Below are 26,860 nucleotides of genomic sequence, written 5' to 3'. Positions count from 1 at the left end.
GGTATATTTGGTCCTGACATCTTGATAGCTGAATCAACCTTATTAAATAAATCATTTCGATGGTTGATTTATTCTCTACAGTCGATCTTTCGTAGGATACTACGCCGCCTTTGTTCATCTCTGATTTCTGCTAGAGAGCATACAAGATGCCAGTCTATTAGCTTGTTTTTAAGACAGAACTTAATTTCTTGAGCTCATTTAAAAGGTTGCCTACGGCACTATGCTGCTCTTCGCAGCTTTGTAAGGAGCTTACTTGTTCCTCTAAGTCGGAGATGAATTTTGGGGCGTCTTTTAACTCGAAGCTATTAAAGTGAGCGATGCATTCCCTCGCTAGCCCCAACTTGGTTTGAACATCTTCTAAAGCACGTATAGTATTCAAAACGCTTTCAGCCTGCTGGTTTGGTAATTTTAAATCAGGCCGCTTATTGACGAGTGAAAAATCATGCAGCCAGTCACCACCCTGAACAAGATGAAACGTCTCGACTATTTTTTTGCCAATAGCCTCTCTATCGTTGCCAGTGAGCGGCATGACACTAAACTTATTCGATGCAATAGTTATCAAGTTTGTTAGCGCTTTAGATTTTTCGCGCTTTGCTGCTAAATCACCAAAGGTAGTAAGTTCATCTGGCCTTGCTGCCATCTCATAAAGAGTGTTCGTTATGCGCTCTAAACCTGCAGTATGTTTCTCCTGCGGTAACCGAGCGATTCCATAAGCGAAAAGAGCTTCACTAAGCGTCATCGCGATGCTTGGATTTTCGACATTTATATCTGGTAGTGCGTTATATAAATGATCCAACTGCTCAAGTTTGGATTCAGACTCTGATTGAAAATTAATTAGATATTTAACAAATTCCATTGCTATAGACGATTTGTCTAAATTATTTGCGTTGGGTAGATGTTGAAGTAACGTATCCATCGCCCTGATATTTGGAGCTTTTTGTAAGGTCGTCCAAGCCTCTACAACGTTGTCAGGAACCTTGATGTCATTGTGCTCAATCATGGCTTGACATAATGCATCGTTAGATTGTGACAATGCCAAGCGATCAGGGAAAGCCAAGTGCTTTGCCACCTCGCTGACAATATCCTTATTGGCCTTTTTCCAAGCACCTGAAAATCGTGCTACTTGCAGCGAAGAGGCACGCGGACTTGATGGTGGAGCATCTGGCCGAGGCGGTTTTACTGGCAATTTCTGGGGAGGCAGCGGAGCAGTTTCACTCTTCCGAACATCCTCTTCAGGTGTTGGAGAGTGAATGGTAACAACAGAAGGAGTACCAATCGGATACATGATGGACAGGCCTGTTGGATATAGAGAAAGTTCCTGCGTGGTTTTCTACTAACAAAAGTTCCCACCTATGGCCTGGACTGAATCTGCTGTGATCAGATCCTTTACCTACGCCGGACGCCGATCCGTTGGCTTCATTAACGAGGCGGTTTTTGCTTGAGCCTCTAATCCATAGGGCTTAAACCTTCAATTGCTAGTCCAAGCGGTAGTGATGCAAGAGCGAAGATAACGATGCAGCACTTTTCTACTATGAAGGACCCCTGGCAATACAGCTCGGAATTGGCGCGGTTAAAAAGCGTCGAGTGGCGGCATGACGCAGCGTCGTGACATGTTATGTAAGCCATATTGCTCCACAACCAGAAGTTGGACCAAAGCTTGCCATCTACGGATGCCTGTCTTGACCCGAATGCAAGCGTGGAGCCTCGCCTTGCCTCACGCATTCAACGTTTAAATCGAGAAGGTCCGTGACCCATCGCTCTACAGCGCACCTGACTGAAAAGCTGCAGCCGAGCCTGTTAGGTGCCGGTCAGGACATTGCGTCAAAACGCAGGCAGATTTGACAAACAAAGTTAACTATCATAATTATTTAGATGCTGGCCGATACCGAGGTCAAGCTCAAAAATGGGCATACAACAACAAGGAAAACCCATGAAACTTCTACCAGGTGTATTTGCCACCTGTCTTTGTCTCTTATCGAGCACAACGTCGTTCGCTGAAAACGCCCAAACACCTCATCAGCCTAATATTCTCCTGCTGGTTGCTGATGACCTGGGCTATGCAGACCTTGGCGCAATGGGCAGTGAAATCAGCACACCTAACCTCGATCAGTTGATTGCTGGTGGAAAACTCTTGCTGGACTTTCATAGCGCGCCGAGCTGTTCTCCTACCCGTGCCATGTTGCTTACTGGCAACGACCAGCACCTGTCAGGTATTGGCATGATGGCCGAGACACGTAATCGGCTGTTTGCTCACCAAGCCATCCGTCCTGGCTATGAGGGCGTATTACAAGGTGAGGCTGTTACGCTGGCTGAACTACTGCGAGACGCCGGCTATGAGACTTCCATTGCAGGGAAGTGGCATCTGGGCAAGCTGCCGGAACAACAGCCTCAGAATAGAGGGTTTGCTGAGTCCTATGTGGTGTTGGAGGGAGGGGCAGCTCATTTCAAGCAAAAGGAAATGTCTATCCAGGCCAACTACTCGGCAACCTTTGTCCATAATGGGGAACCGCTTGCTCTGCCCGAAAACTACTTCTCGACCACCTATTTTACCGATCGGCTGATCGAGACGACCCGGGCGGCGCATGAGCAAAACAAGCCTTTCTTTGCATTTGCAGCCTTCACGGCGCCTCACTGGCCGCTCCAGGCGCCGGATAGCTATCTTGCCAAGTACCGTGGGTTCTATGACAGGGGGTATCAGGTGATTGCCGATCAACGCCTGGTTCGCCAAAAAGAGCTAGGCCTGCTTCCAGCCGATTTCCAGACGCGGGCGGTACTGGAAGGCGTGCCTGAGTGGAATTCCTTAAGCGCGGAAGAAAAAATGCGCTCAGCACGCTCAATGGAGGCCTATGCGGCAATGGTTGAGTCTCTGGATCAGGAGATTGGCCGCCTCGTCACTCATCTTAAAAACCTGAGCGAGTATGACAATACACTTATACTGTTCATGTCCGACAACGGCCCGGAGTCGGTGAACCGAGGGGATTCAATCAAAGAGTGGGTAGCCGAACACTTTGATAATCGTCTGGACAATTTGGGGCGAGCCAACTCGTTTGTGACCTACGGTCCGGCCTGGGCGCAAGTTAGTGCTCAGCCGGGACGGCGCTATAAGCAGACCATTTTTGAAGGTGGAATACGGGTACCTGCGTTTGTACATTTTCCGGCCAGGGTCCTCAAGGGCCAGACAACGGAGTTTGCCAGTGTCCGTGACGTCATGCCGACCTTTCTTCAGGTAGCCGGTATAGAACATCCCGGTATTCGCTATAAGGGTAGGGTAGTCATCCCGTCACAGGGCAGCACGATGTTGCCGTTTCTTAGTGGAGAGGAGCCGCGGATTCATGCCGCCGCGCAGCCGATAGGGTGGGAGCAGGACGGTGCAGCAGCGCTTCGTCGAGGCAACCTGAAGCTGGTCTATGCGCCCAAGATAACAGGCGCAACCTGGCGTCTATATGACTTGGCCACCGATCCCGCCGAGCAACAGGACCTGGCTGGGCAACATCCTGAGCAGGTTAAGGACCTCCTGATAGACTGGCGGCAGTATGCAGGCAGTAACAACATCTCTATAGACGAGGCAGGAGTGCCGCGCTTTCCTGCACTGCAGCGCCCGGCCGACAGCGCACCAGACCTGTGAGCGTACGGCGTAATCACCTGATCGCTATCGGCGCTCTTTTGCTCGCGATCCTGACCGGAGGGCTTTTGCGCTACCTGGCCGTGGCGGATTCATCGCCATTGCCAGGCTATTTGTGTGAAACCTACGACGGGCTGCCCCTGACGCGGCAGGGCAGAGAGCAGCATGGAATGATCCAGCTAAGCGCAGGCCGGTTTACGATAGGGTCCGAGCGCTTCTATCCCGAAGAGCGACCAGCGGTCCCCGTTGGCATCAAAGGTTTCTGGATAGACCGTCACCCTGTCACCAATGCGCAGTATGCAGCATTTGTAAGGGCAACCGGCTATCAGACGCAGGCGGAGCGCGGGCTCAGTGGCGAAGCGGCCAGAGGACTTCCTCCGGCGGTGCGTCTGCCCGGCTCGCTGGTATTTGTCCGTTCAAAAGAACATCCAGGATGGCAGTTTATTGCTGGAGCAAACTGGCGGCACCCGGAGGGCCCTGGCTCGGGCATCGAAACTCGACTCAATCATCCGGTGGTTCATGTCAGCTTTGATGATGCTCTGGCCTATGCCACCTGGCTGGGGCGAGAGCTGCCAAGCGAGGCGCAGTTGGAGTACGCCGCCCGCGGCGGCCTAGTAGAAGCGGACTACGCTTGGGGTGACAAACCGCTGGATCATGAACATCCACAAGCTAACACTTGGCAGGGCGACTTTCCCCTTGCGGATCGAGGAATTGATGGATACCGGGGGACATCTCCCGTGGGCTGCTTTCCACCCAACGGATTCAACCTTTTTGACATGGGAGGTAATGTCTGGGAGCTTACCCGTACCTGGTATCGCCCGGGCCATGAGGGTGTCGAGACCAACAATCCTGAAGGGCCTGATACGGGGCTGGACCCGCGGGAGCCTGGCGTTCCGGTGAAGGTTATAAAAGGTGGCTCCCACCTGTGCGCCGAAGATTACTGTCTTCGTTATCGACCTTCCGCCAGGCAACCCCAGGTCAGTTATTTAGGCACCTCGCATATCGGATTTAGAACGGTCTCGACAAAGGCGCCGACCCGCTAGGCAGCTGTATTTCCAAGCTTGGATTACACCTGGCCGTTTTAGATGCAAAAGGCATCCATGTCTTGAATGAAGATGGGCCGTCTAGGGCGGCCCCGCTCCTGCGGTAATGGTATTTGCCTATCTAGGCGTTGTCTCAAAATGATTTCCTTAGGCAGGCCAGAGAGACATGGCCTCGAATTTCGACGCCGCACCCAACAATCACGTGATTAACTTCTGCCATCGGGCGTCCTGTATTCTCATTAAGGAACCATCTAGTCTTTGAGTGCTATGCCTAATTCAGCTCTCTGCTCATGAAAAGAGGGTGCTGGAGTGCATTGATTCAACTATCTGAAAGCGTCTCGATGTCTGTCTAGGTCACAAGATGTAGCTATTCTTATGGTAGAGCAAGAAGACGGCAATCGCCCTATCCGTAATTACCGTTAAACGTTTCGTCTGTACGCGCTGAGCTCGTGGTGTGTGGGACGCAGCTTGGCTTGTTCAAAGCGCCTCGGCAGCCCGCCTCACATTTGGAACCGGCACTGACCATAAACCACTCATTCAAACGCTCCACCTGAACTAGGCTACTAAAGGCCGGCAAGCTCTGTTGCTAAAATAGGTAACAAATCCAGATGGGCTGGATGGCCTTGGTCAGGATGGAAACCTATGCACAAACCCGGCGCTATTCACCGATTGGTTTTAAGCGGCGCCATCATTTTCGAGGCAAGGTAAACATGAGTGTATCCATACAACGACCAGTTCCTCAGAACTTACTGCCCTTGGATTCCCAGAACATGGGCTTTTCTCAAGGTAGTTATGGACAAAATGGGCAAGTCTCATTTGGCTTGGGCGATAGCAGTCCCGTCAATTTCGGCAGCCTATATGGCGCCGACAGCAATTCTTTGAACCACAGTTTCAGCAACAAATCTATACAGGATCCGAGCGGTGCCAATAATGGGGAGCAATCTCTAAAAGATATCCTTGAAATGCTCAAGCCCCTAATTCAACAACTGCTGATGCTGTTGCAAGGTGGGCAGCAACATGCCCTTTCCAACAACTCCGCCGGGAATGAAAAAGGCAGCGGGGGGAAGGACAATGCTCCGGTCACTTTTGGTAATGAAGGCCAACCCAGAGATGTTTCATTTGCAGCACAAAGCCCTAGCGGCAAGGAGGGGGAGGCTAGGGCGAACGACGCAGGTGATGGTCAGACAGTGAAGCCCGGCAATGGCATCACTTCAGTCAATGCTGGCAACGCACCGAAGGGCATGCCGCAGGGTCTTTGGCAGAACTGCGTCAAAGCGGGAGAAAAGTATGGAGTTGATCCCTTTGTGCTTGCAGCTCAAGCTAAGCAGGAGAGCAATTGGGGACAGAACATGGCTAATGGCGACGGTGTGATGCAGGTAGAAGCCGCTACACGTAGCGAAAACACCGGCATGTTCCGTCAGCAGGCAGGTCATGAATACGACCATTCCAGTCAAGCCGACCAGGTAGAGATGGCCGCCATGATCATGAGCAATCTGGGTGGCGACACTCGGAGTCAGTTGGAGAAATACAACGGCGGGCCTAACTGGCAGCCAGGCTCAGTCGATTCTTTCCAGCGAACCACCGACCCTCAGGGTTATGCGCAGAAAGTAATAGCGACCGCGGATGAGTTGCGCGGCAGCGTAGCATAAGCGAAACATGGAGGGCTTAATTGGTCCTCCAATTATTGTTTTATTACTAATGCTACGGGCGTAAGCATTAATTGTTGATATGTACTTGCCAAGCCGAAGTGTGCTTGCTCTCAATTTATTATGAAAGAGATACACCTCTTGCATAATAGGCAAAAGGTACAGTTATCTATAATTCAGGATCATGGCTGCGCTAACCTCAAAAATTCTCTTGAAAAATTATCCGGATCTTTTATTTTGGGGACTTTTATTGAACACTCACCAGATCAATAGAAACTTACCTTTGGATTTGCCCTGAGGTGAGTGGCTGCGCGGCTTGGCAGTACTTTAAAAGCAGTCGAAATCTCAACAGAAGTACATCGGGTTGGCTGAAAATGATGATTGGAGAAAATGCTTTTCCAAGTTTAAGGAGTGAGGCATTTGAAAATCTAAAAATAGGAGCTAGGAACTGCTGCTGCGTTCTGTTTGAATCGGAAAGATTTTTTAAAATCGGTTATTAGAATATCAGTGTAAATTTAAAATAATCAATAAAACCATTTTTGAAATTCTAAACCTGAATTATGTAGGAACCAATATTCACTTCAAGCCACATAGGACTGTTTGGTTTGAGGTGCTTATTGTCATGGAACGGTCTTTTTTTCGTATGCCTTTTGCCTCCCTACGGGCTGGTTTTATTTTCTCTATTACTCTATGTGCAGGTTGTCAACTTACTGACTCAGTCCAACTACCTGAGGCACGCGCGCCACGCTTAGTCATTCGTGAGGGGCAGGAGCCGGTCATGGTATCTGACTATTCCCGGCCACCTATGCTACGCGAGAAACGGTCTGATATCTGGGGAAGGGTAAGCAGTCGGTTTGTTCTGGTGGACCAGATTGGGCGTAACGATCGGATTAATCAGCAGCTTAACTGGTTAATCCAGAATCGGCGTTTCATAACCAACGCCAGTGGCAAGGCCGCACCTTATTTGCATTTTATCGTTGAAGGTCTCGAACAAAAGGACCTTCCGGCCGAACTGGCTTTGTTGCCTATGATCGAAAGTGCCTATGACCCGATGGCCATCTCAAGTCAAAAGGCGGTCGGACTATGGCAATTCATGCCCCGTACTGGTACAGATTTCGGCTTGCGCCAGACGTCGCTTTATGACGCGCGGCGCGACGTTATCGCGTCAACACATGCTGCCATGAGATACCTGACACGTCTACATCAGCAGTTTGGAGGTGATTGGCTATTGGCTTTAGCCGCCTATAATGCTGGTGAGGGGACCGTATCGCGCTTAATAGAGGCCAATCGCAAGAAAGGGCTTCCTACCGATTATTGGCATCTGGATTTACCCCGTGAAACGCAAAATTATGTCCCACGGCTCCTGGCCCTATCCATTCTTGTCAAATCGCCTCATGGACATGCCATAGAGCTGAAGCCTGTAGCGGATGAGCCATACTTTATTACGGTTCGCTTGGCCCGTCCTGTAGAGCTGGCGCAGTTGGCGCTTATATCAGGTATCCCCAAAAAGGAACTACAGAGGCTAAACCCTGCCTATGTTAACGGCAATACCATAGGCGGGCCGGGGCATCTCGTCATTCCCATCGCTAAAGAGAGGCTATTGACAGCTAATCTTGATACGCTTGCGCGCTCTGACGGTTCCGTTCATACGTCGGAAATACCGACCGGGCAGTCGACTATTGCCGCCACGCCTTAATCGAATGATGTGTAACATAATACCATTGAAATTTAATATTCAATTATTTGTGAATTCGGAATTTTATTTCCATACTCATAACTGTTAGGCGGAATAATTTATAAGGTAACCTATCGCCAAGAACTGGCTCGGCTTTTTAGCAAAAGGATGATATGTCGAGTCGTACCACCTCAACGAAATACTGCAGCCATCCAAAAAAACGCTGATAAAAGCCAACCAAGAAAATTATTCTAATCTTTTACAAAATGTAAAATGGAGCTATGGTTGATAAACTAAGCAAACCGCACTGTTAAAGATAATAGCCCAGCTACTGCCTGACTCTTGGCCTTCTGATCTATTCAAAACACCTTGGATGATGTACAGGTTTTGTCTAGAGAGATGTCGGTAATATGAAGCTTTTATTACCTTCTACCAATTTTTAAGACCCTATTTAATTTCGTAAGGCTCGGTGCATCTGACCTTCATTTCTGCACCTTCTATTGTTTCAAATAACTGTTTTAATCCTATGTATTGATTAATAAAAGCAAGAAAAAGATAGTTTGCTATTTGTTAACCTATTCACACAACTCAATTCACATATTGACGATTTTGGTTACAAAGATATTACTATTCTCGACCTTCAAGGTGAGAGTTGTCGATGCAAACAGAAACCGCTATACAAGATCGTGCGGACTGTAATAATAATAACGCGCACAACATTCTTGGGGCTGGCCTGGATTTTAACCATCTTAAAATGGACCTTCTGCTTTATGGCGAGACGGGTACAGGAAAAGACACGCTAGCAAAACAAATTCATGATCTCTCGGAGCGGTCCGGCTCCTTTGTTGCGCTTAACTGTGCCGCTATACCAGAGGCACTTGCCGAAAGTCAGTTATTTGGTACTGTAAACGGAGCCTATACGGGCGCCACACGTTCCCGTCAGGGGTATATAGAAGCGTCAGACGGCGGGACTCTTTATCTGGACGAAATCGACAGTATGCCTTTGGCGCTACAGGCCAAGCTGCTACGTGTCCTGGAGATAAGAGGAGTTGAGCGATTGGGATCCACAGAGTTTATTCCTGTTGATCTTCGTGTTATCGCCTCTGCGCAACGCCCGTTGGATGAACTTGTGGAACAAGGGTTATTTCGGCGCGATCTGCTTTTTCGACTCAACATGGTAACCATCCGATTACCCGCGCTACGTCAGCAGCGTGAAAAGATATTGCCTTTGTTCGACCAGTTCGTTACAGCCATGAAAAATGAGCTTAACAAGCCAGCGCCAACCCTGGGCAACCATTATGTCCAGTTGCTTCTCAGCCATTCATGGCCAGGCAATATTCGTGAGCTTAAATCAGCGGCCAAGCGTTTCGTCCTGGGGTTTCCGCTGTTGGGGGCGGAGGGCTGTGATGCTGGTTTTTCTGAAGAGCCAGCTGGGCTCAAATCACAGCTGAAAGTTGTCGAGCGGCTGCTGATTCAAGATGCGCTTAAGCGACATAAACATCAGCTCGATGCGGTTATTCAAGAGCTGGATATACCTAAACGTACGCTGTATCACCGAATAAAGGAGTTAGGCCTTTAGTTTTCTTCCCAAAGGCGAAAGGAATCTCGCATCGGGATGTCCCCGCGCTCTTGAAGTATTCGAGGTCAAGAATGAGCGAGTATGATTTGCTTGATGAAGCATTGGCGGTCTCACCTGACCTGCCTGATCTAGATGTCATTGCACAGAGCCTCTCCGAATTCGCTGTCGATCTGTTGCTGGCGGGCGAGACTGGCTCTGGTAAAGATACATTGGCTCAACACATACATTTGCTTTCAGGGCGTAAAGGGCCCTTTGTCGCAATGAATTGTGCTGCGATCCCGGAATCACTTTGTGAAAGCGAACTGTTTGGCGTGGTGAGTGGTGCCTATACCGGTGCTGATCGTTCTCGTGTCGGATACATCGAAGCCGCACAAGGAGGAACTCTTTACCTGGACGAACTGGACAGCATGCCGCTGGCCTTGCAGCCTAAACTGTTGCGTGTATTGGAAACGCGTGTGCTGGAGCGGTTGGGGTCGACCACACCGATTCCGCTTGATATCTGTGTGATCGCGTCTGCCCAGCGCCCGCTGGACGAATTGGTCGAGCGGGGTGAGTTTCGGCGTGACCTGTATTTTCGACTTAATGTGCTAACGGTGAAGTTGTTACCACTGCGGCTCCAGCGTGAGCGCATTCTTCCTCTGTTTTACCGTTTCTTAAAAAGTGCGGCGAGAAAGCTTGAACTCGAAGCCGGTAAAGTTGATCCGGTTGTGTCCCAGATCCTGTTGAACCACGACTGGCCTGGGAATATTCGCGAACTAAAGTCTACTGCCAAGCGTTTCGTGCTCGGTTTGCCGCTGTTCGACAGCGAGTTGGTAAGCGAGGGGGAGTCACCTACAGCACTCAAGTTCCAGTTACGGCTTATCGAAAGGGTGCTGATTCAGGAATCGCTCAAGCGAAACCAGCACTCTATCGATGCAGTTAGCCGTGAGCTGGATATTCCTCGGCGGACGCTTTACCACCGCATGAAAGAACTGGATGTTTGAGTTATATCTGAACCGCTCAGCCTGACTTATGCAGGCTGAGCGGTCCAAGGAAGGCGCAACTTTCTACATTAATGCGCCTTGGGTATGCCGAACTGTTCCAGTGTAGGGTCAACGTTGTGGTCGAATGTTTCCTGTTTCTTGTGTTTGTTTACCGCATCGATAATGGCTTTGATACCAAAGCCGATGGCTAGAACGGCATCAATTGCCCAGCCAATCGGTCCGGCCGCGGCGCCAATGGCACTGGCGGCTGCCAATCCCGCTGCTTCGCCCGCAACCATTCCGACTACACGTCCTGCGACGGCACCCGCCATGCGTCCAAGTCCGGCAGAGGCATCCTTGCCCAGGCTTTGTGCCACGGCGTTATAACCCAGCTTACCTAACTCAGCTGAGCCTTTGGCTCCATCATAAATAGCCTTGGCTGCGCCAGCGGTGTCTCCGTTATTCAAGCGCTCTGAGACAGATAAAAGGCTAGCTACGCTAACAGCGCCACTGCCGGCTAACAGGGTCTTACCGCCCTTACCGAGGTCTGACGCAGATGTCTGTTTCTCCACATTGTCTCTTAGTTGAGAATACAGCTGCTGACCTGTCATTTTCTTCTCGTCAGCATCTTTTGGAAGCGTACCCGCATCCTTCAAGTCCTTGATTACGCTTGCCCCCTTGGCTGTGGTAGTTAAGGCTTTCATGGTGGCTTCGGCGTAGCCGCTCTGCGCTGCAGTCGTAGCGCTTTGCGGAATAGCGTCTTCATACGCCAACTTCTTCGCATCTACCTGGGACAGGACATCTTTAGGGTCTGATTTCTGGTCCTGTTTAAGTGCACTCTCGGCTGCTTTACCTTGAACAAAGTTCTCCTGATAGGAGCGATCAATTTCCTGTTTAAGGTCCGGACGGCGGTCCAAGACCTGACTGGTAGTGGGTACGTTATCTTTACCCTTCAGGTCTCCTTGTAACTGGAGTTCTGCCGTCATATGCCCAATAGCCTGGCTATAATCCACAGGCTTGCAGTCTTCAGGCTTCTTGCCTTTGTTATCCTTGGCGGCCTGGTCCCGGGCGGCTTGCATGTCTTGCTCAAGTGCCTTACCAGATATCAGATCCTCGTGGCGTTCGTTGACTGCCTCTTTCAGGGCGGGGTCGCTGGCAATCAAGGTCTCTTCCTGCGCAGGAACTGCCTTGTCCAGATAGGTTTTAACGCTTTCATCGGTCTGCAACTGAGCAATTTTTTGCTGTAGCGCCTCGGAGGTCTTGTCTACTTTTCTTAGCTTGCTTCCTCCCTGGACTTGCTCGAGCGTTTCCTGCAACTTGATCATGACGGCGGCTTTTTGCTCACCCGTGTAATTGTCGGGGTGGTTGAAGACATCTTCATTGAGTTTACTGATGTCCACATTAGCCACTGCATTACGGGTAGCGGCGTCGCTCATCATGGATGCGAACTCGCCACCATTCTTGGGAGCTTGTTTCTTGATCCAATCGTCTATGTTTTTGGTGCTGATCTTTTTGTCTGCATTGTGTAGTGCAAGACCTTCCCCCTCGAAGCCGCCTTGATCAAGCATGTGCAGAAAACCAGGCTGTGAAAAGGTCTGGGCTGTTTGAGCAAGCTTTGGAGAAAGCCCTGGGTTCCCTGTTTGAAGCCCCTTCAAGGCATCATCAGTAATGTATTTACCAACACTTTTTTCTTTGTCTGGATTGCCTGCTTTGGCTAGCGGTTCGTTAGCACGCAGCATCGCAGCGGAACGGACCATGGCTAATGATTGTGGATCCGCACCCGGGTTTTCCTTTTGATACGCCTCGATATCCTTGGATGCAGCCTTTGCAGCGTTCTCCATGTTCTTGATAAAGGACTTGTAATCGTTTTTAGAAATGATGCCGTCGCACTTTCCGCCGTGCTTGCTGGTATCCAACGCTTTCTCGAGCGCGGGATTGGCCTTGATGAAGTCCTCGGCCTGGGCTGAGCCCTCTTTACCTTCAGCCGCCATCTTGGCGGCGGCAATCGGGCGATTAAGTTCTTTTGCTGCCTGTTCTCGTTCCGCCGGTGGCAGATGAGCCACCAGCGCATCGTATTTCTTCAGCTCCTCCGGAGAGGAGTACTTGGAGTTATCCAGAAATTCCGCATCGGCGGCTTTAGGCGTAGTGGATGTATCGCTGGTCTCAGTACCGCTGACTGTACCTACAGTACCGGTTTCTCTTACCTGCGTTGGCTGCTCAACAGGAGGTCGTGTACGACTCATATCCGGACAGTCTGGCCGGAGCTGCCCTGATGGGGGCTGGGTAGACGGGGTGGTGGGTTGTTCCAGATTCTTCAGCAACTGTACAAGGCGGGAAATTAATCCGTCACGCGTAAGCGACGCGTTACCAGGCAGCGTCTGCCGCGTGGATGGAGCGTTGGTGCCGAACTGAATAATGTTACCGGTATTGCCTCTGCGCTCAGCTGGCGCAGCACTGGATTTTGCGTCCATTGGAGAGAGTTCAAGACTGACGTCTGGATTGGCAATAGTTCCCATTCCTGGCGTGGGGTTGGATACGCGCATGGATACTTACCTGTGTAGGAAGCCGGAGTGTGGGGGCTGAGTGGCAGGTATCGCTGCGCAGTTCCATTCAGGTAGCGCTGTGTTCCTATACATGAGCGCCAGAGTGAATACGGGGCCGGTAGTAAGAGCAGCCAGAAGAATTTCTTGAAGTGACATGGAACCGATCCCCAAGGCGGTGCCACGCATGTGCACCAAGCAACGATGCTGGTATTCCTCGAATCACTACAAAGGTGCATATGCCATGGTTAATCCTGTCAATAATCCTAATACCGGTTTTACGGGTTTCGTTGGTGACGTGACCAATGCCGGTGGCCAGTTTGTACAAGGCGCTAATCAGGCCGAGGCTAATTTCAGTACTCAACAAGCCATGAATGAAATGACGGGTACTAGCAGCTCGGTTGAGGCCCAACGTGCTGAGATGAAGAAAAACGATGAAAACAACGCAGCATTAATTGGCTTGCAAGGCCAGGAAAACCGCCAGATCGCTATCCAGAACACGCTCAACTCCATCCAGTCGGCGCGAGATGATGCCTCTAACAAGAAGATCAGTTCCGCAGCGCAAAACGCCAAGGGCATCAGCTACTAACACGTGCTGCCCCTCGGTTTGAGGGGCGCAGGCCTTAAGGAGCAGGAACTATGTCAACCGTAATGAACAGTATGATCCCCAATCAACTGCCAAGGATGGATATTGAGTCGCTAATGCTGACCGGATCCAAGGAAACCCAGAGTAAGCCGTCACTGGAAGATGTGATCAAGCAGCTCTTGCAGGAATTGACCAAAAGCGGCTCGCTGGATGAGTCATCCCCATTGGGAAAAATGCTCGCCCAGCACATGCAAGAAAAAGGAATACAGGGATCAGGGCCGGAGGATCTTAAAAAAGGTCTGGAGAGTCTGATCAGCGACAAGCTGGGCCCGAACTTCGGCGCTGCAGATTCCGCAGGCCTTAACGGTGGCAGCCAGCAAGACCTCATGTCCAAAGTGCTCAACGGATTGGGCAAGTCTTACCTGGATGATCTGCTTTCCAAGCAAGGAGAGGGCACTACCTTTTCCCAAAGCGATATGCCCATGCTGGAAAAGATTGCCGAGTTCATGGACAAGTTTCCCAAAGACTTTCCACCCCCAGATTCAGGCTCATGGAAAAATGAGCTCAAGGAAGATAATTACCTGAGCGAGAAAGAAACGGGCGATTTTCGTGCAGCGCTCGATAAGCTTGGCTCGCAGTTGCAGGCTAATGCTTCGGAAGGTAGCCAGGGGCTAGGGCAAGGGGGTGGCCTGGGTGATCCGGCAGGTTTGGGCAACCAGAGCTCACCTGGTGGCGTACAAGGCGGCAGCGTCGATGAGCTTGCCAAACTCTTAAGTGCATTGATCGAGAAAGGGCTAGAGGCGACCCTCGCCGAAGGTGGAAACGGTGGTGGTCAGCGACAGGGCGCTGGTCAACACACCTTGAATAGCAGTGCAGCGGAAACTGCGAATGCGTTGGTGCAGGCCTTGTTACAGGGCGGCGGCTTACAAACACAGGCATCGAGCTGACCCACCTTTTATCGACACCGTCTGTTGGAGTCTTCAAATGACGATTACATCCGTTAGCAAAGCAAAGCAGCCAAGCGCTGATATAGACCAGGGGCTGATTCAGGAGCCTTCACAGGCGGACGTCGATCTGTTTTCCGCAGCGATGAGTGCTGGGGCCGCCGCCGCGGTGCCAGGGCAATTACCTGCCCTGGTAGCTGGAGCACTGGTGGATCGCGTCCAGAGCACGGACAAGCTCTCACAGCAGGCCATGCGCAATATGAAAGCGGCTGCAAGCGCTGATGACCCTATGGACATGACCATGATGAGCCGCGCGCTGTCAGCATATTCCTTGCAGATGGCCGTCACTACCAAGGTGGTCAACAAGACTGCACAAACGCTCGATAAACTGACCAACCTGCAGTAGGTAAGCCATTGTGAAAGGGTCTGTCGCGACGCTATTGCTAAGTATTCTGCTGCTTGCAGGATGCAGTCAGGAAACCGATCTGTTCAGCGGACTTTCCGAGCAGGACTCCAATGATGTCATTGCGTCGCTGGCTGACCAGCACATCGAGGCGCATAAACGCACGGAGAAGACAGGTATCGTCGTCTCCGTGGACAGCGCCCATATTAACCGCGCGGTAAGGATACTTGATGCGGCAGGGTTACCGCGGCGTACTCATGCCAGTCTGGGTGAGATCTTCAAGAAAGAAGGTGTCATATCCACCCCCCTGGAGGAGCGCGCCCGCTATATCTACGCATTGTCACAAGAGCTGGAAGCTACGTTGTCCCAAATTGACGGCGTGATCGTGGCCCGCGTCCATGTGGTACTGCCAGAGCGTGTTGCCCCTGGCGAGCCTGTGCAACCCGCCTCGGCGGCGGTGTTTATCAAGCACGCTGTAACCCTTGATCCAGACAGTGTACGGGGCCGTATACAGCAAATGGTTGCAAGCAGTATTCCGGGAATGTCAGGTACTACGACGATGGATTCAAAAAAGTTTTCCATTGTGTTCGTCCCGGCCGCCGAGTTTCGCGATACTCAGCAGCTGGTCAGCCTCGGCCCGTTCCTCGTGGATAGCGAAAAGGCGGCTTTCTGGAGTCGCATGGTGTGGGTAGCCCCGGCAGGAATGGTTCTACTTGTACTCGTACTGATGTTGCTGGTTCGATCCGACTGGCGATCGGCCTTGTTGCAACGTGTCACCTCGCGGCACGGAGGCGGCTCTAATTTGCCGAGCCGGATCTGATGTCTACAAACGTCAGCGAACGCTGGGTCCAATGGTGGTGTTGCGCCTGGCGCGACGCGCACCCTGAGTGGAGGGCCCGTTTCATTGACCAGTCAGGGCTTCCGCCAGCTATTTGCGAGACACTGGCCATACAGCGTGTTGATGTCTTCCTAAAATTTGCAGGTGTTGTTTTCCTGCAGCCTCCTGAGCCTGAGTCCCACACGCTGAAGTGGCTGTCGCTGGATGACTCACAGAGTCAACTCGCCTTATCGTTGGTAGGCCGCATCTGCTCACCTGAACATCCTGATTCATCGGTAAACGACGAGTACACGCCGTGGTGTCGTAGCGTAGCAAAGGCGCTGCGCCCGGGTCTTTGGCTAGATAGCAAGTCACTGGATCCGCGCCTATTGCTAGGTGTCTGGTTGGGCGTCAGTTACTGGTCGAGGGTTCGCCTCTACTGGTCGCCAAACGCCGTGGAAGAGAGCCCTCTAAAGGTGATAGCCGCCAACACCATGGCCTGCTCCAGACTACAGACACTCTGGCCCGCTGTCTTTTGGCAGGTAACAGAAGGTATGGAGATGCAACATGCTGGCTAGGCGCTCTCTGTCCCTCGGTGCGGCTGTCATTAGCGAGCCTGTGCTACGCAGAGAAGATCTTGTTGATGCATTACGTGCACAGGACATTCTCGAGCATGCCCAACAGCAGGCTGAAGCGATTCGAACGCAGGCTCTGGTAGAAGGACAACAGCTGATCGATCAGGCCGTTGGCGAGTTCTGGTCGGTTGCCAATGACTTTCTTCAGGAGCTCTACGAAGAGCGGGAGGCCTTTCGGCGAGAGGCACTGATTTCGGTAGAGGAGCTGCTTAATCTGAGTCTATCCAGATTGCTGGATGAGACCCAGCTTCCGGAGCGAATCCGGGCACTATTACGCAACCTGGCTGACAGCCAACCCGTTGCGGTCGCTGCAACCCTGAGCTGTCATCCTGATCTTACCGAAATAGTAGGCGAGTGGCTGTCACACAGCCGCTTTGCCAAGCTGTGGCGGCTGGAAAGTAACAGTGCTTTGCCTGTGGGGTCGTTGAGACTTACTCATACAAATGGCTCGTTTGACGTCGACTGGGAAAGCCTGCGCAACGGCCTACTGCTGTAGCCATCTCCAAACGAGATGGAACCACCTACCATACAGGATCCACTCAGGGCCGAACCCCTAAGATGGAGTCCCATCATGCTCAATTTGAAAACCCTGCAGAACCGTCTCGATCATGCCTACAAGAGCGCACAGTCCGAGATGGATGAGGCCAGCATGATCGCCACCGATACGTGCGATGTTGAAGACATGCGCCTGTTTAACGAAGCTAGCCGGAAAAGCGCGGTTGCCAGCACGGTCCTGGGTGAGTCGCTACGGGCCAAGCACAGCATGACCAAAGCGATCATCGACGGAATCCAGTGACCGTTCGACGGCGCGGCTCCTGCACCGCGCCGCCTTCTTTTTTGACCAGGGAGCGTGAAATGCGAAAGGCCTTGATGTGGTTGCCTTGGTTGTTGTGTGTCATCAGCCCTCTTGGATGGGCTGCAGTACCTGAAAGCTGGAAACATACGGCCTATGCCTATGACGCCCGGCAAACGGATCTCAATAGGGCGCTTGTTGATTTTGCCAAAGAGTTCGGCATGAGTCTGGACATGCCTTCAATGGATGCTGTCCTGGATGGACGTATTCGAGCCGCCAGCCCCCAGGCTTTTCTAGATCGTCTGGGGCAGGAAAACCATTTTCAATGGTTTGTTTACAACGAAACGCTGTATGTCAGCCCGACACGGGAGCAGACCTCCACACGTATCGAGGTGTCTCCAGATGCAGTTGATGATCTGCAGCAGGCGCTTACGGATGTAGGCCTTTTGGATCCACGCTTTGGGTGGGGCATCCTGCCGGATGAGGGGGTGGTATTGGTTCGTGGCCCGGCTAAGTACGTGCAATTCATTCGTGACTACAGCCAGAAAGTCGAGGCACCGGAAAAGGCAGAGAAACAGGATATCGTGGTGTTGCCGCTGAAGTATGCCAATGCCGCTGACCGAACCATTCGCTACCGCGATCAGCAGCTGAACGTGGCGGGGGTAGCCAGCATTCTTCAAGAACTGTTGGAGAGTCGCTCTCGAGGCGAGTCGATCAATGGCATTAACCTCGCGCAACGCCCAAGCGGTACCTCGAGTGGATTAGGGGCCGCGAACCCTCTTGGGTTGAGCTATAGCGGCATGGGAAACGACATGGATTTTGGTGCGATAGAGCAGGGACTGGATCAAGTCCTGGGTCGATCAGGGCGCAAATCAAAGGGCGAAGAAAGCTCGTCTCGTAGTCGAATCCGTGTAAGCGCAGATGTTCGTAACAACGCCGTCCTTATCTATGACTTGCCCAAGCGCAAGGCAATGTATGAACAGGTCGTCAAGCAGCTGGATGTTCCACGGAATGTTATCGAAATTGATGCAGTAATTCTTGATATTGACCGTAACGAGCTAGCGCAGCTGTCCAGCCGCTGGAACTTTAACGCCGGTAGTGTAAGCGGAGGTGCAAACCTGTTTGAGCCTGGAACGACATCCACGTTGTTTATTCAGGACGCCGGCAAATTTTCTGCTGATCTGCGCGCGCTGGAAGGTAATGGGGCGGCCTCTATTATCGGCAACCCGTCGATTCTGACATTGGAAAACCAGCCTGCCGTTATCGACTTCAGCCGAACGGAATACCTCACCGCGTTAGCCGAGCGGGTCGCCAACATCCAGCCTATTACCGCCGGAACCAGTCTGCAGGTGATTCCACGTTCGCTTGATCATGGAGATAAATCCCAAGTGCAGCTTATTGTTGATATAGAGGACGGGCAGATCGATGTTTCTCAGATCAATGATGAGCAACCGGCTGTTCGCAAGGGAAACGTCAGTACTCAAGCAGTGATTGCGGAGCATGGGTCGCTGGTCATCGGAGGATTTCACGGGCTGGAAGCCAATGATCGGGTCAGAAAGGTACCGCTTCTGGGAGATATACCGGTCCTTGGTAAGCTGCTTTTCCAATCACGCAGCCGCGAACTAAGCCAACGTGAGCGACTGTTTATTCTCACGCCTCGGCTTATAGGCGATCAGGTAGACCCGGCGCGCTATGTGCAAAATGGTAACCCTCATGATGTGGATGATCAGATGAAACGAATTGATACCCGGCGGGATGGCTTTGTCCAGCCTACGCGTGGGGACATCGAACGGGTCTTTACGCAATTGGTAGACGGTGTTTCGCCCACCGGGCTTTCCTTGTCCTCCGCCTTGCCTTTTGAGCCTGACAGCCTGTGCGATCCGGCCAATGGTCTGGTTCTGGATCGGCAGCGCTCCCAATGGTTTACCCGAAAGGAGTGGGGCGTAGCAGTCGTGGTAGCCCGTAATCAGACCGAAAAGCCCTTGCGTATTGATGAAAGCCGCTGTGGTGGCCGGTGGGTCATGGCGGTAGCGGCCTGGCCTCATGCATGGCTGGAGCCCGGTGAGGAGAGCGAAATATTCATTGCCTTACGCCAGCCTCAGCAGTCCTTGAAAAATGCCGCCCAAAGCCGTCCCTCACTGCTACGGAGAGCTATCCCATGATGCGTGGCCGGTATGCAATTACTCTTATCGCACTCGCCTTATTAGGCGGTTGCGCAAGCCGCTCCGGCTGTGTGGGCTATGCGTGTGAGCGTCCCGATTCGACAGATCGCCAACTGGTCATCTGGTGGCCTCAGGATATGCGGCAGGGTTTGAATGACCGGGACCCTGACGTGGACTTCACGGTAGTGCCGCTAAGAGATTGAAGATGGATGATTCGGGTAATGGAAAAGCATGCCTTTTACACCCAGCTGTTGGCAGGGCAGGCGGCAACCTGGTCGATAGCAGAGGGGGTCTGCTTCGCCAGTTGCCGCGAACATCATGCATGGGGAGTGGCGTTAAATGTGGAACGTGGCGTATTAACATCTGAGCAATTAAAGCAGACATTCGCTCGCCGCTTCAGCGATGCTAAACGTTACCACGGATATCTATTGTCTCTAAACTCACAAAGCAAACTTACTATTTGGTACGCGCTTCCTAGGGCCATACAGGAATATTTAATTTTAGATAAAATTAGGGACATGCAGCTTTTTCTTGCAGGACTGGAGCATCTGTCACTATAAGTTAACTATATAGACAGCCCAACACTCGAATCTATAGTCAGCCTACCCTTAATACTGAAAGGCCTGCGCTCAAATAACTAGCCTGGTGGTGCATCAGGACCCTATAGGGACTAGTTGAAAGAGCAGATTAATTTTTAGATATAAAGTCTTGGAACCGTATTCCCTTAACGCCCACATAGTCACATGGCTGCTTTAAAGGCCATCCATCCACTTGTGATTATAGGCTCATCATGTCCATTGAAAATTATCAGGCGCTGATCAATGATCTATGTGAACTCACAGTTATTCCTAATCCGGAAACGCTTTATGAAATGGCTAGCCTAAGAATAAGAGGAATCGACTTCTCATTGCTTTATAAGGATGGCCCAAGCGCTGGAGAAGTATTGATTTATTGCGGGTTTGGCCCGCTCCCACAACAGCAGCGTGAAACTATAATGCAGCGTTTGCTGGAAACTAACCTTTATCTTTTCAATGGTCAAAATAGCCCCTCCCTCTCATATAACCCGGAAACAGGTCAGGTTGTATTGGTGAGTGTTCTTCTACTAGATGCACTCACTGCTCGGCGGTTACTCGATATGCTCGGATATCTTGCTGCCATGGCCCAGAAGTGGCAGGAAACCTATTTTTTAGATGAGGAAAAAAAGCCTACACAGCGTAGCGCTGAAAAAACACACCGCTCTGCTTCTTTTTCTAGAACTACTATTCGCTAAGGAGTGAAATCGATATGGCCGGTCCTTCAGGCATTGGGCGCTCACACTCAGTCTCCAGTCTTGACATTCAACCTATTGAAAGTCATTCCCGAGATAGTCACCAAGCGGTTGCAGACGTTTCGCTATCCTCAAATCCGCCGATATTGCTGAAAACGCATAATAAGCAGCCAAAAGCGCTTGGACAGGAATTAACAAGCAAATTGCAAAGCGATATGGCGAGATTAGGTAAGGTCTCGCAAGAGGATAAAGTTGCCTTAGCTAAACATCATATGATTATGGAGGGTCGGCTACTAAATAGTAATACCGATCACGATTTTATTTCTGCCCAAAACACATTGGAGACGATGGGAAAACATCGACATGCATGGACTGATTTTAAGGTAAACCAAGAAGATTTTCAAAAGGGATTCAATGAGCTGTCTAAAGGAAAATTCAGCGCTGAAGATCTGCAGCAATTGCATAATGGCTGCATGACTAAAGTGGTCAATCAGATGACTGCTTATCATTCTCTTTATGACGAGGTTTTAAGCGGCACCCTTTCTACGGAAGAACGGCGTCATGTGGAATCTGCAAAGAAAGCATTTTCTCTCTTTGCAGATTCTGTATATAAAAATGCTGAATCTGATTTCAACAGCCGTATCAGCCTGTGCGAAGAAGTAATTGGCAGCAGGGTTGATAAGCTGAACGCTGACTTAGCAGCTCCTGGGCTTGCTAAAGAAGCGAAAGCCGGTTTAGAAGCTCAGTTGGCTGAATGGACAGGTGTAAAAAATAATTTTAATAAAAAAACCGAAAATAGCTCTATTCCGGAAGACAAAGCGAACTGGAAGAATGGATTAGCACATATCCGACGTGATAACTTTGTAGCAGAGCTGAATGAGCAAAAGCCTGGTGTTTTAGAGTTGGCTCGTATTTTTGCCGATTATGGAATCCCCCAGGGATTAGCCTCGCTCCTTCATTTTGGATACGCACGTAATGCAGCCGAAAATGGCCTTGAAGACCAAAACTTTGCAGCTCAAAGCTTCGGGACAGGCGCCGCACTTGGTGTAGCCCACAAAGCTGTTACTGACTTCCCTCGTGCCCTGGCTCAACTTGCTATGGATAATACAATAGGTTTAGGGTTGAAGCCGGTTTCGGCAATGGAGGTGTTTCCTAATGCGCCAGCCGTAATAAGCCGTAACGGCGAAATGTATCAGCGCTCTTCAGACGAACTTGATGCCTTGAATAACGTTGCCAAGCAGCATCGCCAAGGCTTTACTGATGTTCAATCAGCAAGCAAGTTTGGGACATTGTCGGGAGACTTCTCGGGTTTCCTTTCGTTTGGTACGACTCATATGCTGCGTGTAATCGCGCACGAGTTTGGGCAGGCAAATTTGCAAAGTATCCATGCAAAAGCTGTAGCCTCAGCTGTAGCGGGTATGGCGATGGCTGGCGGTCAGGCAGTAGCTCAGGCGACAGCCACTTACGGGGCAGAGAAAATCCCAACGCATAGAACCTTTCGGGTTCAGCAACCTTTAGATGAGCAAGTTAAAGCTATGGGTGCAAAAATGTTGGAATCTGCAAAGTTTTGGAAGGGAGCCTCAAGGGACGATCTGATCAGCAAAATTGGTGGTGCTACCGAAGGTATTTTACTGAGTAATCTTCTTGGTTTAGCTTCAGATGCCATTCCTGGAAAGGATGATTTAGAAAAACAAATTTCTCTTCAAGAGCTTAGTAGTAAGGAGATAGGGGATCGTATTGGCAAGGCTATAATTACCTTCCTTCAATCACCCGCCGTGTTACAGCCCTTTTTCGCTAATAATCAGGCCGGTGCAGAGGCTACCAAAGCCAAAATGGACCGCACGCAAATCGGCTTGGAAAATACGACTAATCCGGGACGTTCATCTCTGCCACATGGTACCCCAGCAGGAACCAAAAGACGTGTACTAGAAAACACATTTGACCGTACTCGAGGCTTATCTCAGGTTATTCCCCAGGCATTTGTTGAGCCAAGAAATGCAGCGAGGCATGTTGCTAGCGGTATAAGTTCAACCGCAAGCGGTATAAGTAGCGCTGTTAATAATATGCCAACTCCCACGCTTCGCCGCCGGCCAGCACAAACTAACGCCGCGGCGCAAGGCAGCACTACCGCTGGCGAACACGAGTTACAGAATCTTAGCTCTAGTCGTGAGCCTGATCTTGAACGTGGTGAGTCAAATCAGCAACCACAACGTTAGACACGGACGCTTGAGTTAAACGCTCCATTTGGCTGTGAATTTTTCTCTTTAGTAGCAAGCAAGAGGCCGGGCATTGACATCAATGCCCGGTACTCAGTGAGTGCCTAATCTACATGCAGATTCAGCACTTCCTCGACATATGACGGTTGCATATATTGCCGACGTTAAACATGCATCTTGAAGTTAGCAGAGCGACCCACGGATGGCTTTGTACCAGCTCCGCCAACAATTGGCCTACGCTTTGCCGGGAGCCAATCATTATTATGTACGACCCTACCAGACAATCATAAGATTATGCTCTACAAACCTATGGATAATTTTCCGTATCTGTAAGCATTACGGCGTAGTAAACTGCGAATAGTCAGAAGTCGCTAATCACTCGAGCGATACTGCCATACACGAACCCCTAAAGTGCAGTGATAGCGAAATCAGCTTAACTAAGGCAATAGCAATACAGATATAAAGAAGCCATTATAATTGCTAGAGTTCTGTCTTATCCAAAAAATATCGCTATATCTCAGTTTGGCTGTGTCCCTAATAAGGGTGTGAGACATAGCAAAGAGCTATAGGGGCATGATAAATTACAAGCATCAAGTATTAGCTCTAGATGAAAGATGGCCGCCTTTGTTTATCTGATTGGATAATGAACGCTCTCTTAATGGCATGAGTTTTTCTGCGTATCAGTTTCTTAGGAAGATTAATCCAGACTCTAGGCCAAGGGGCTACTGGAGCAGTCTATGGGAGCAGACCGGTATGTATGGCACGAGCTTTTTCCAGGTGATATCAAACACCTCGTTTGGAACCAACAATGTCCTGCTGCCACTTAGTTCGGCAACCATTTGAGAAGCACTCCCTGTCGATTTGATCGAGGCACCGTTTATGCGTATAGATTCAACAGGACCATCTGATAGCGTATCACCAGAATCTCCCGGCTCTTCCAGGGCTTCCCAATCAGAGATAAACAAGGAGGATGTCATCGCCTTTAACTGCACGCAGACGCAGGAGCCTGTTACCTTTGGGAAGGAGCCCAAGGGTAATCGAACAGTTAAGGACGCTATGGCCAATGCTGGAGAACACCTAAAGTATGTCCCGGGGCTTGGTAACGTTTTAGAGGGTATTGGGAATAGTGACGAAGGGGCTCTCAACACACTATTCGGTGGGCTTGGAGGAGTTACGAAAACTGCAGCGACTAGTGTAGAGGGTATCGTTACGGGCGGCTCACGGAATCCTGCACAGGCGTTGACTAACGCCTATGTTGCGAATGTGCAGAACTTTAATAAATGAGAGCGTCGCTAAAGCGTTAAGATAGGCAAGTAGTACTCCTGATCGAATGCTTGCGACCAGGAGTACACTTTAGGAGTGAGATCTCTTAGGCCGATCTATTAAGCAGAATACTTATCAGCCAACCATACTAGGCTGGGCGACTGGAAATCGCTGATCATGATGCACAGTGGTAGGCTGCCAATGTCTCATCCAGATATTAGCTACCCGGTGCTTGATGAGAGCCTAGTGAGCATAGTGAGATAGGCCATAGACTGAAGCCGTTTATGGAATCCCGATAACATCTCTCTCTGAAAGCAGTATCCTTTTAATCAAAGGAGTGTCAGCGTTTCAGTCGTTCAGGCATATCATTCTGCGGTGCAAGCCTTTATACGTATGTGAGCCTATTTCAGTGACTGTAGCCGCCAGCTCATGATTCTAGGCACTAAGCCGTCATGATTATGATGCCAATCCGCATTAAGATTTTAGTAGCCGTAAAAGGATACTTAAGGCTCTGCGGTTTCTATAGCAACAGGTAGATGCGGATGAGCGTGGTGCGCCCCTACAGTTCATCCTCCACACGAATGACTTCGTCCGTTACCTCATCCAGCTGTTTTATGACCTGATAAAGATGAGCCACCGCCGTTAAGGTAGGTCGTGGGATGTAGTGCCCTGTGTTCACCTTGTAAAGCGTTCGGGCAAGCCAGATGCTTTGTACGACTGGAACCCGTGCGTGCTTGGCACGGGCAATAAGATCCAGTGCGCCATCATCCTCTCCCTTGCAAAGGATGCGTGGCAGCGGCGTTTCACCGGGGCGGTAGAACAGCGCAACCGCATAGTGGGTTGGATTGACGACCAGCATGTCAGCATCCTCAACCGGTTTGGGTGGCGCAGAAGGCGCTTTGTTCAAGAGCTCATGAGCCAACTGCTTACGATGTCCCTTAACGTGTGGGTCGCCCTCGGACTGCTTGTACTCATTCTTGATGTCTTCATGGCTCATACGCAGTTTCTTGGCATGAAAGTATTTTTGTAGAGCGAAATCCAAAGCACCAATGACCAACAATAAACCCAGCGTGGTCCGAAGGATGTGGCGAAACAGGTCCAGTAGTGCATGCCAATAGGTCGTCAGGTCTGAGTTCGCAAGCAGTATCAGAGCGCCTAATTCGGGCTTTACAACCATATACAGCGTTATCGCAATAGCGGCTGCCTTGAGTATGCTCAAGAGCAGATTAGTCAGATTCTGGCCTGAAAACATCTGCTTGGCATGGGAGAAGGGATCAATTTTCTTTATATCGAATTCGAGCGCCTTTGGTGCAAATAGAAAACCAATCTGCATCCAGCTGCTTGCCAGCCGCATCAGCATCGCCGCCCCGACACTACAGAGGATAAAGCCAATCAGTACCGTGGCACCTTCGCTGGCCACCTGACCTACTGTGGCAAGAAAGGGGCGACCTGTCGCCACAAGCGCAAGGTCCAACAGGTGCTGCAAACGGCCCATGCTGTCATCGGCCAGCCCCAAGGTGATTTCGCTCACTACCATCAGGACCAGTAATTTACCGAGATCCTGGCTTTGGGCAACCTGACCTTTTTCGCGTGCGTCACGTAACTGTTTAGGCGTGGCTTTTTCTGTTTTCTCGCCCATGACTCAGGGGACCTGTATGAGGTGATTGAACAGGAATTTAAGGTCTTTGAAGTGTTGAATCTGCCCGTTACCCAGCTCCAGCAAGGTAGGCAGGTAAATGATCAGAAAGGCGATACCCGCCATGCTTTTGGCGGGCATGGAAAGGATGGAGACATTCAGCTGCTGAGCGTATAAACCAATAATGGCGAGCGCCGCCTCGATAAGCAGTAGAAGGCCGATAAACGGGGCGGCATACAACATCATGTGCTGTAAGGTTTGATTGAGCTGTTCGAGAAAGATGTTTAGCCCATCCGCCGTCATGCCAGGCAGCCAGGCGGTTGGAGGCCATACCAGATAGCTGTCCCAAATCACTTGTGTGATCAGTGATAAGCCTCCCGAAAGGATCACCAGCAGGATCAGCGCTTCCTGAAACAGCTCTCCAAGCGGGGTCGCATCCGGGCCTAGCGCCGGGTTGATCTGGCCGCCACTGAGCGCGCCTCGCTGACTGTCGAGCAGAGCGCCTACCGACGCGAATAACCAGAACGGCATATAGAGCAAAATGCCAAGCAGCGTACCGAGGACTGCTTCCTTGATCAGTAGTCCTGACATTGCAATAAGGTCCTCTTGCCCACTTAGCGCCTGACTGATGGAGGGCGCCGGAATCATGGCTACCACAATGACTACGGCATAGCGCAGGGGGCCCTTGAGGTATTTGAAGCAAAAGGCGGGCACTAGGATCATGCAGGGCAAGAGCCGCGCCATACCTAAGCCGAGGCCGAGCATAAGGTCGAAGACATGTTGGGCATCGAACGGCATCAGTGTGCGCCGCCGGAGCGGGAGATCAGGTCGAACGCCATGTTCATGAACTGGATCAGCTCCACACCGATCCAGCGGCCGGTCATCGCCAGTGTCAGACCCACTGAGGCCAGCTTGATACCGAAGGGCAGCGTCTGGTCCTGGATCTGCATAAGGGCTTGGAGTAGTGAGATGATGACCCCTACAAGTACCGCCACCGCTAGGGGCGGGGCCGTGAGGATAACGACTAGGATCATGCCCTGTTTGAACAATGCCAACGCTTCCATGGCTGCC

The 26,860-nt window shown here is 50.9% G+C and carries 23 protein-coding genes; 18 read left to right on the top strand and 5 right to left on the bottom strand.

The features are described from left to right. Positions 1-157 precede the first annotated feature (157 nt). On the bottom strand, positions 158-1,285 hold the full coding sequence (locus QWJ10_RS10590) for a hypothetical protein (RefSeq protein ID WP_289926214.1): 1,128 nt from the start codon (positions 1,283-1,285) through the stop codon (positions 158-160). A gap of 645 nt (positions 1,286-1,930) precedes the next feature. On the opposite strand from QWJ10_RS10590, the gene QWJ10_RS10585 reads away from it, so the two are divergent. From QWJ10_RS10585 to QWJ10_RS10560, 6 genes are all read left to right on the top strand, one after another. Further along, positions 1,931-3,625 carry an arylsulfatase gene (locus QWJ10_RS10585; protein ID WP_289926212.1) on the top strand — a complete coding sequence of 565 codons (1,695 nt, stop codon included), beginning with the start codon at positions 1,931-1,933 and terminating at the stop codon, positions 3,623-3,625. Further along, positions 3,622-4,665 (top strand): formylglycine-generating enzyme family protein, encoded by a 1,044-nt coding sequence (locus QWJ10_RS10580; RefSeq protein WP_289926210.1) that lies wholly within the window; start codon positions 3,622-3,624, stop codon positions 4,663-4,665. Before QWJ10_RS10585 ends, QWJ10_RS10580 begins: the two co-directional genes overlap by 4 nt. Before the next feature lie 632 nt (positions 4,666-5,297). Continuing rightward, on the top strand, positions 5,298-6,314 hold the full coding sequence (locus tag QWJ10_RS10575) for a hypothetical protein (RefSeq protein ID WP_289926208.1): 1,017 nt from the start codon (positions 5,298-5,300) through the stop codon (positions 6,312-6,314). Positions 6,315-6,921: 607 nt separating this feature from the next. Continuing rightward, positions 6,922-8,007, top strand: coding sequence for a transglycosylase SLT domain-containing protein (locus tag QWJ10_RS10570; RefSeq protein ID WP_289926206.1), 1,086 nt, complete (start codon positions 6,922-6,924; stop codon positions 8,005-8,007). A gap of 733 nt (positions 8,008-8,740) precedes the next feature. After that, the gene (locus QWJ10_RS10565) at positions 8,741-9,565 is read left to right on the top strand and encodes a sigma-54 dependent transcriptional regulator (protein WP_289926516.1); all 825 of its coding nucleotides are present in this window, start codon (positions 8,741-8,743) and stop codon (positions 9,563-9,565) included. A 71-nt stretch (positions 9,566-9,636) separates the two neighbouring features. Beyond that, positions 9,637-10,548 (top strand): sigma 54-interacting transcriptional regulator, encoded by a 912-nt coding sequence (locus QWJ10_RS10560; RefSeq protein WP_289926205.1) that lies wholly within the window; start codon positions 9,637-9,639, stop codon positions 10,546-10,548. Positions 10,549-10,616: 68 nt separating this feature from the next. Here the strand turns inward: QWJ10_RS10560 and QWJ10_RS10555 are convergent, their stop codons facing one another. Then, positions 10,617-13,070 (bottom strand): type III effector HrpK domain-containing protein, encoded by a 2,454-nt coding sequence (locus QWJ10_RS10555; protein ID WP_289926203.1) that lies wholly within the window; start codon positions 13,068-13,070, stop codon positions 10,617-10,619. 241 nt (positions 13,071-13,311) lie between these two features. On the opposite strand from QWJ10_RS10555, the gene QWJ10_RS10550 reads away from it, so the two are divergent. The 12 genes from QWJ10_RS10550 to QWJ10_RS10495 all read left to right on the top strand — a co-directional run bounded on the left by QWJ10_RS10550 (position 13,312) and on the right by QWJ10_RS10495 (position 22,890). Next, positions 13,312-13,656, top strand: a complete 345-nt coding sequence (locus QWJ10_RS10550) for a hypothetical protein (protein WP_159435100.1) — start codon at positions 13,312-13,314, stop codon at positions 13,654-13,656. Between the two features lie 62 nt (positions 13,657-13,718). Then, a complete protein-coding gene (locus QWJ10_RS10545; RefSeq protein ID WP_289926197.1) occupies positions 13,719-14,600 on the top strand; it encodes a type III secretion protein HrpZ in 882 nt (293 codons plus the stop codon). A 37-nt stretch (positions 14,601-14,637) separates the two neighbouring features. Further along, entirely contained in the window at positions 14,638-15,003 is a 366-nt protein-coding gene (sctI, locus tag QWJ10_RS10540; RefSeq protein ID WP_074825839.1) for a type III secretion system inner rod subunit SctI, read from the top strand. Between the two features lie 10 nt (positions 15,004-15,013). Continuing rightward, complete coding sequence (gene sctJ / locus QWJ10_RS10535) at positions 15,014-15,820, top strand: type III secretion system inner membrane ring lipoprotein SctJ (RefSeq protein ID WP_289926193.1); 807 nt, start codon at positions 15,014-15,016, stop codon at positions 15,818-15,820. After that, on the top strand, positions 15,820-16,395 hold the full coding sequence (locus QWJ10_RS10530; RefSeq protein WP_289926191.1) for a type III secretion protein: 576 nt from the start codon (positions 15,820-15,822) through the stop codon (positions 16,393-16,395). The genes sctJ and QWJ10_RS10530 overlap by 1 nt, the downstream gene beginning before the upstream one ends. After that, positions 16,385-16,948 carry a type III secretion system stator protein SctL gene (sctL, locus tag QWJ10_RS10525; protein WP_289926189.1) on the top strand — a complete coding sequence of 188 codons (564 nt, stop codon included), beginning with the start codon at positions 16,385-16,387 and terminating at the stop codon, positions 16,946-16,948. The genes QWJ10_RS10530 and sctL overlap by 11 nt, the downstream gene beginning before the upstream one ends. Before the next feature lie 75 nt (positions 16,949-17,023). Then, positions 17,024-17,248 carry a type III secretion protein gene (locus tag QWJ10_RS10520; protein WP_074825831.1) on the top strand — a complete coding sequence of 75 codons (225 nt, stop codon included), beginning with the start codon at positions 17,024-17,026 and terminating at the stop codon, positions 17,246-17,248. 59 nt (positions 17,249-17,307) lie between these two features. Continuing rightward, complete coding sequence (gene sctC, locus QWJ10_RS10515) at positions 17,308-19,407, top strand: type III secretion system outer membrane ring subunit SctC (RefSeq protein WP_289926184.1); 2,100 nt, start codon at positions 17,308-17,310, stop codon at positions 19,405-19,407. Then, a complete protein-coding gene (hrpT, locus tag QWJ10_RS10510; RefSeq protein WP_258019806.1) occupies positions 19,404-19,610 on the top strand; it encodes an HrpT family type III secretion system protein in 207 nt (68 codons plus the stop codon). Before sctC ends, hrpT begins: the two co-directional genes overlap by 4 nt. A gap of 18 nt (positions 19,611-19,628) precedes the next feature. Next, positions 19,629-19,967 (top strand): type III secretion protein HrpV, encoded by a 339-nt coding sequence (locus QWJ10_RS10505; protein WP_289926181.1) that lies wholly within the window; start codon positions 19,629-19,631, stop codon positions 19,965-19,967. A 230-nt stretch (positions 19,968-20,197) separates the two neighbouring features. Beyond that, positions 20,198-20,677 (top strand): CesT family type III secretion system chaperone, encoded by a 480-nt coding sequence (locus QWJ10_RS10500; RefSeq protein ID WP_289926178.1) that lies wholly within the window; start codon positions 20,198-20,200, stop codon positions 20,675-20,677. Positions 20,678-20,691: 14 nt separating this feature from the next. Then, a complete protein-coding gene (locus tag QWJ10_RS10495; protein WP_289926176.1) occupies positions 20,692-22,890 on the top strand; it encodes a hypothetical protein in 2,199 nt (732 codons plus the stop codon). A gap of 1,822 nt (positions 22,891-24,712) precedes the next feature. Here the strand turns inward: QWJ10_RS10495 and sctU are convergent. Genes sctU through sctS form a run of 3 tightly spaced genes read right to left on the bottom strand, consistent with a single transcriptional unit; the run spans position 24,713 to position 26,853 of the window. After that, on the bottom strand, positions 24,713-25,792 hold the full coding sequence (gene sctU, locus QWJ10_RS10490; RefSeq protein WP_112298010.1) for a type III secretion system export apparatus subunit SctU: 1,080 nt from the start codon (positions 25,790-25,792) through the stop codon (positions 24,713-24,715). 3 nt (positions 25,793-25,795) lie between these two features. Further along, positions 25,796-26,587 carry a type III secretion system export apparatus subunit SctT gene (sctT, locus tag QWJ10_RS10485; RefSeq protein ID WP_289926172.1) on the bottom strand — a complete coding sequence of 264 codons (792 nt, stop codon included), beginning with the start codon at positions 26,585-26,587 and terminating at the stop codon, positions 25,796-25,798. After that, entirely contained in the window at positions 26,587-26,853 is a 267-nt protein-coding gene (gene sctS / locus QWJ10_RS10480; protein WP_289926171.1) for a type III secretion system export apparatus subunit SctS, read from the bottom strand. Before sctS ends, sctT begins: the two co-directional genes overlap by 1 nt. Positions 26,854-26,860 lie beyond the last annotated feature (7 nt).

Origin of the sequence: Pseudomonas sp. WAC2, assembly GCF_030403525.1 — a bacterium.
GTDB lineage: Bacteria > Pseudomonadota > Gammaproteobacteria > Pseudomonadales > Pseudomonadaceae > Chryseomonas > Chryseomonas luteola.
This window is presented reverse-complemented; position numbering and strand designations above follow the sequence as displayed.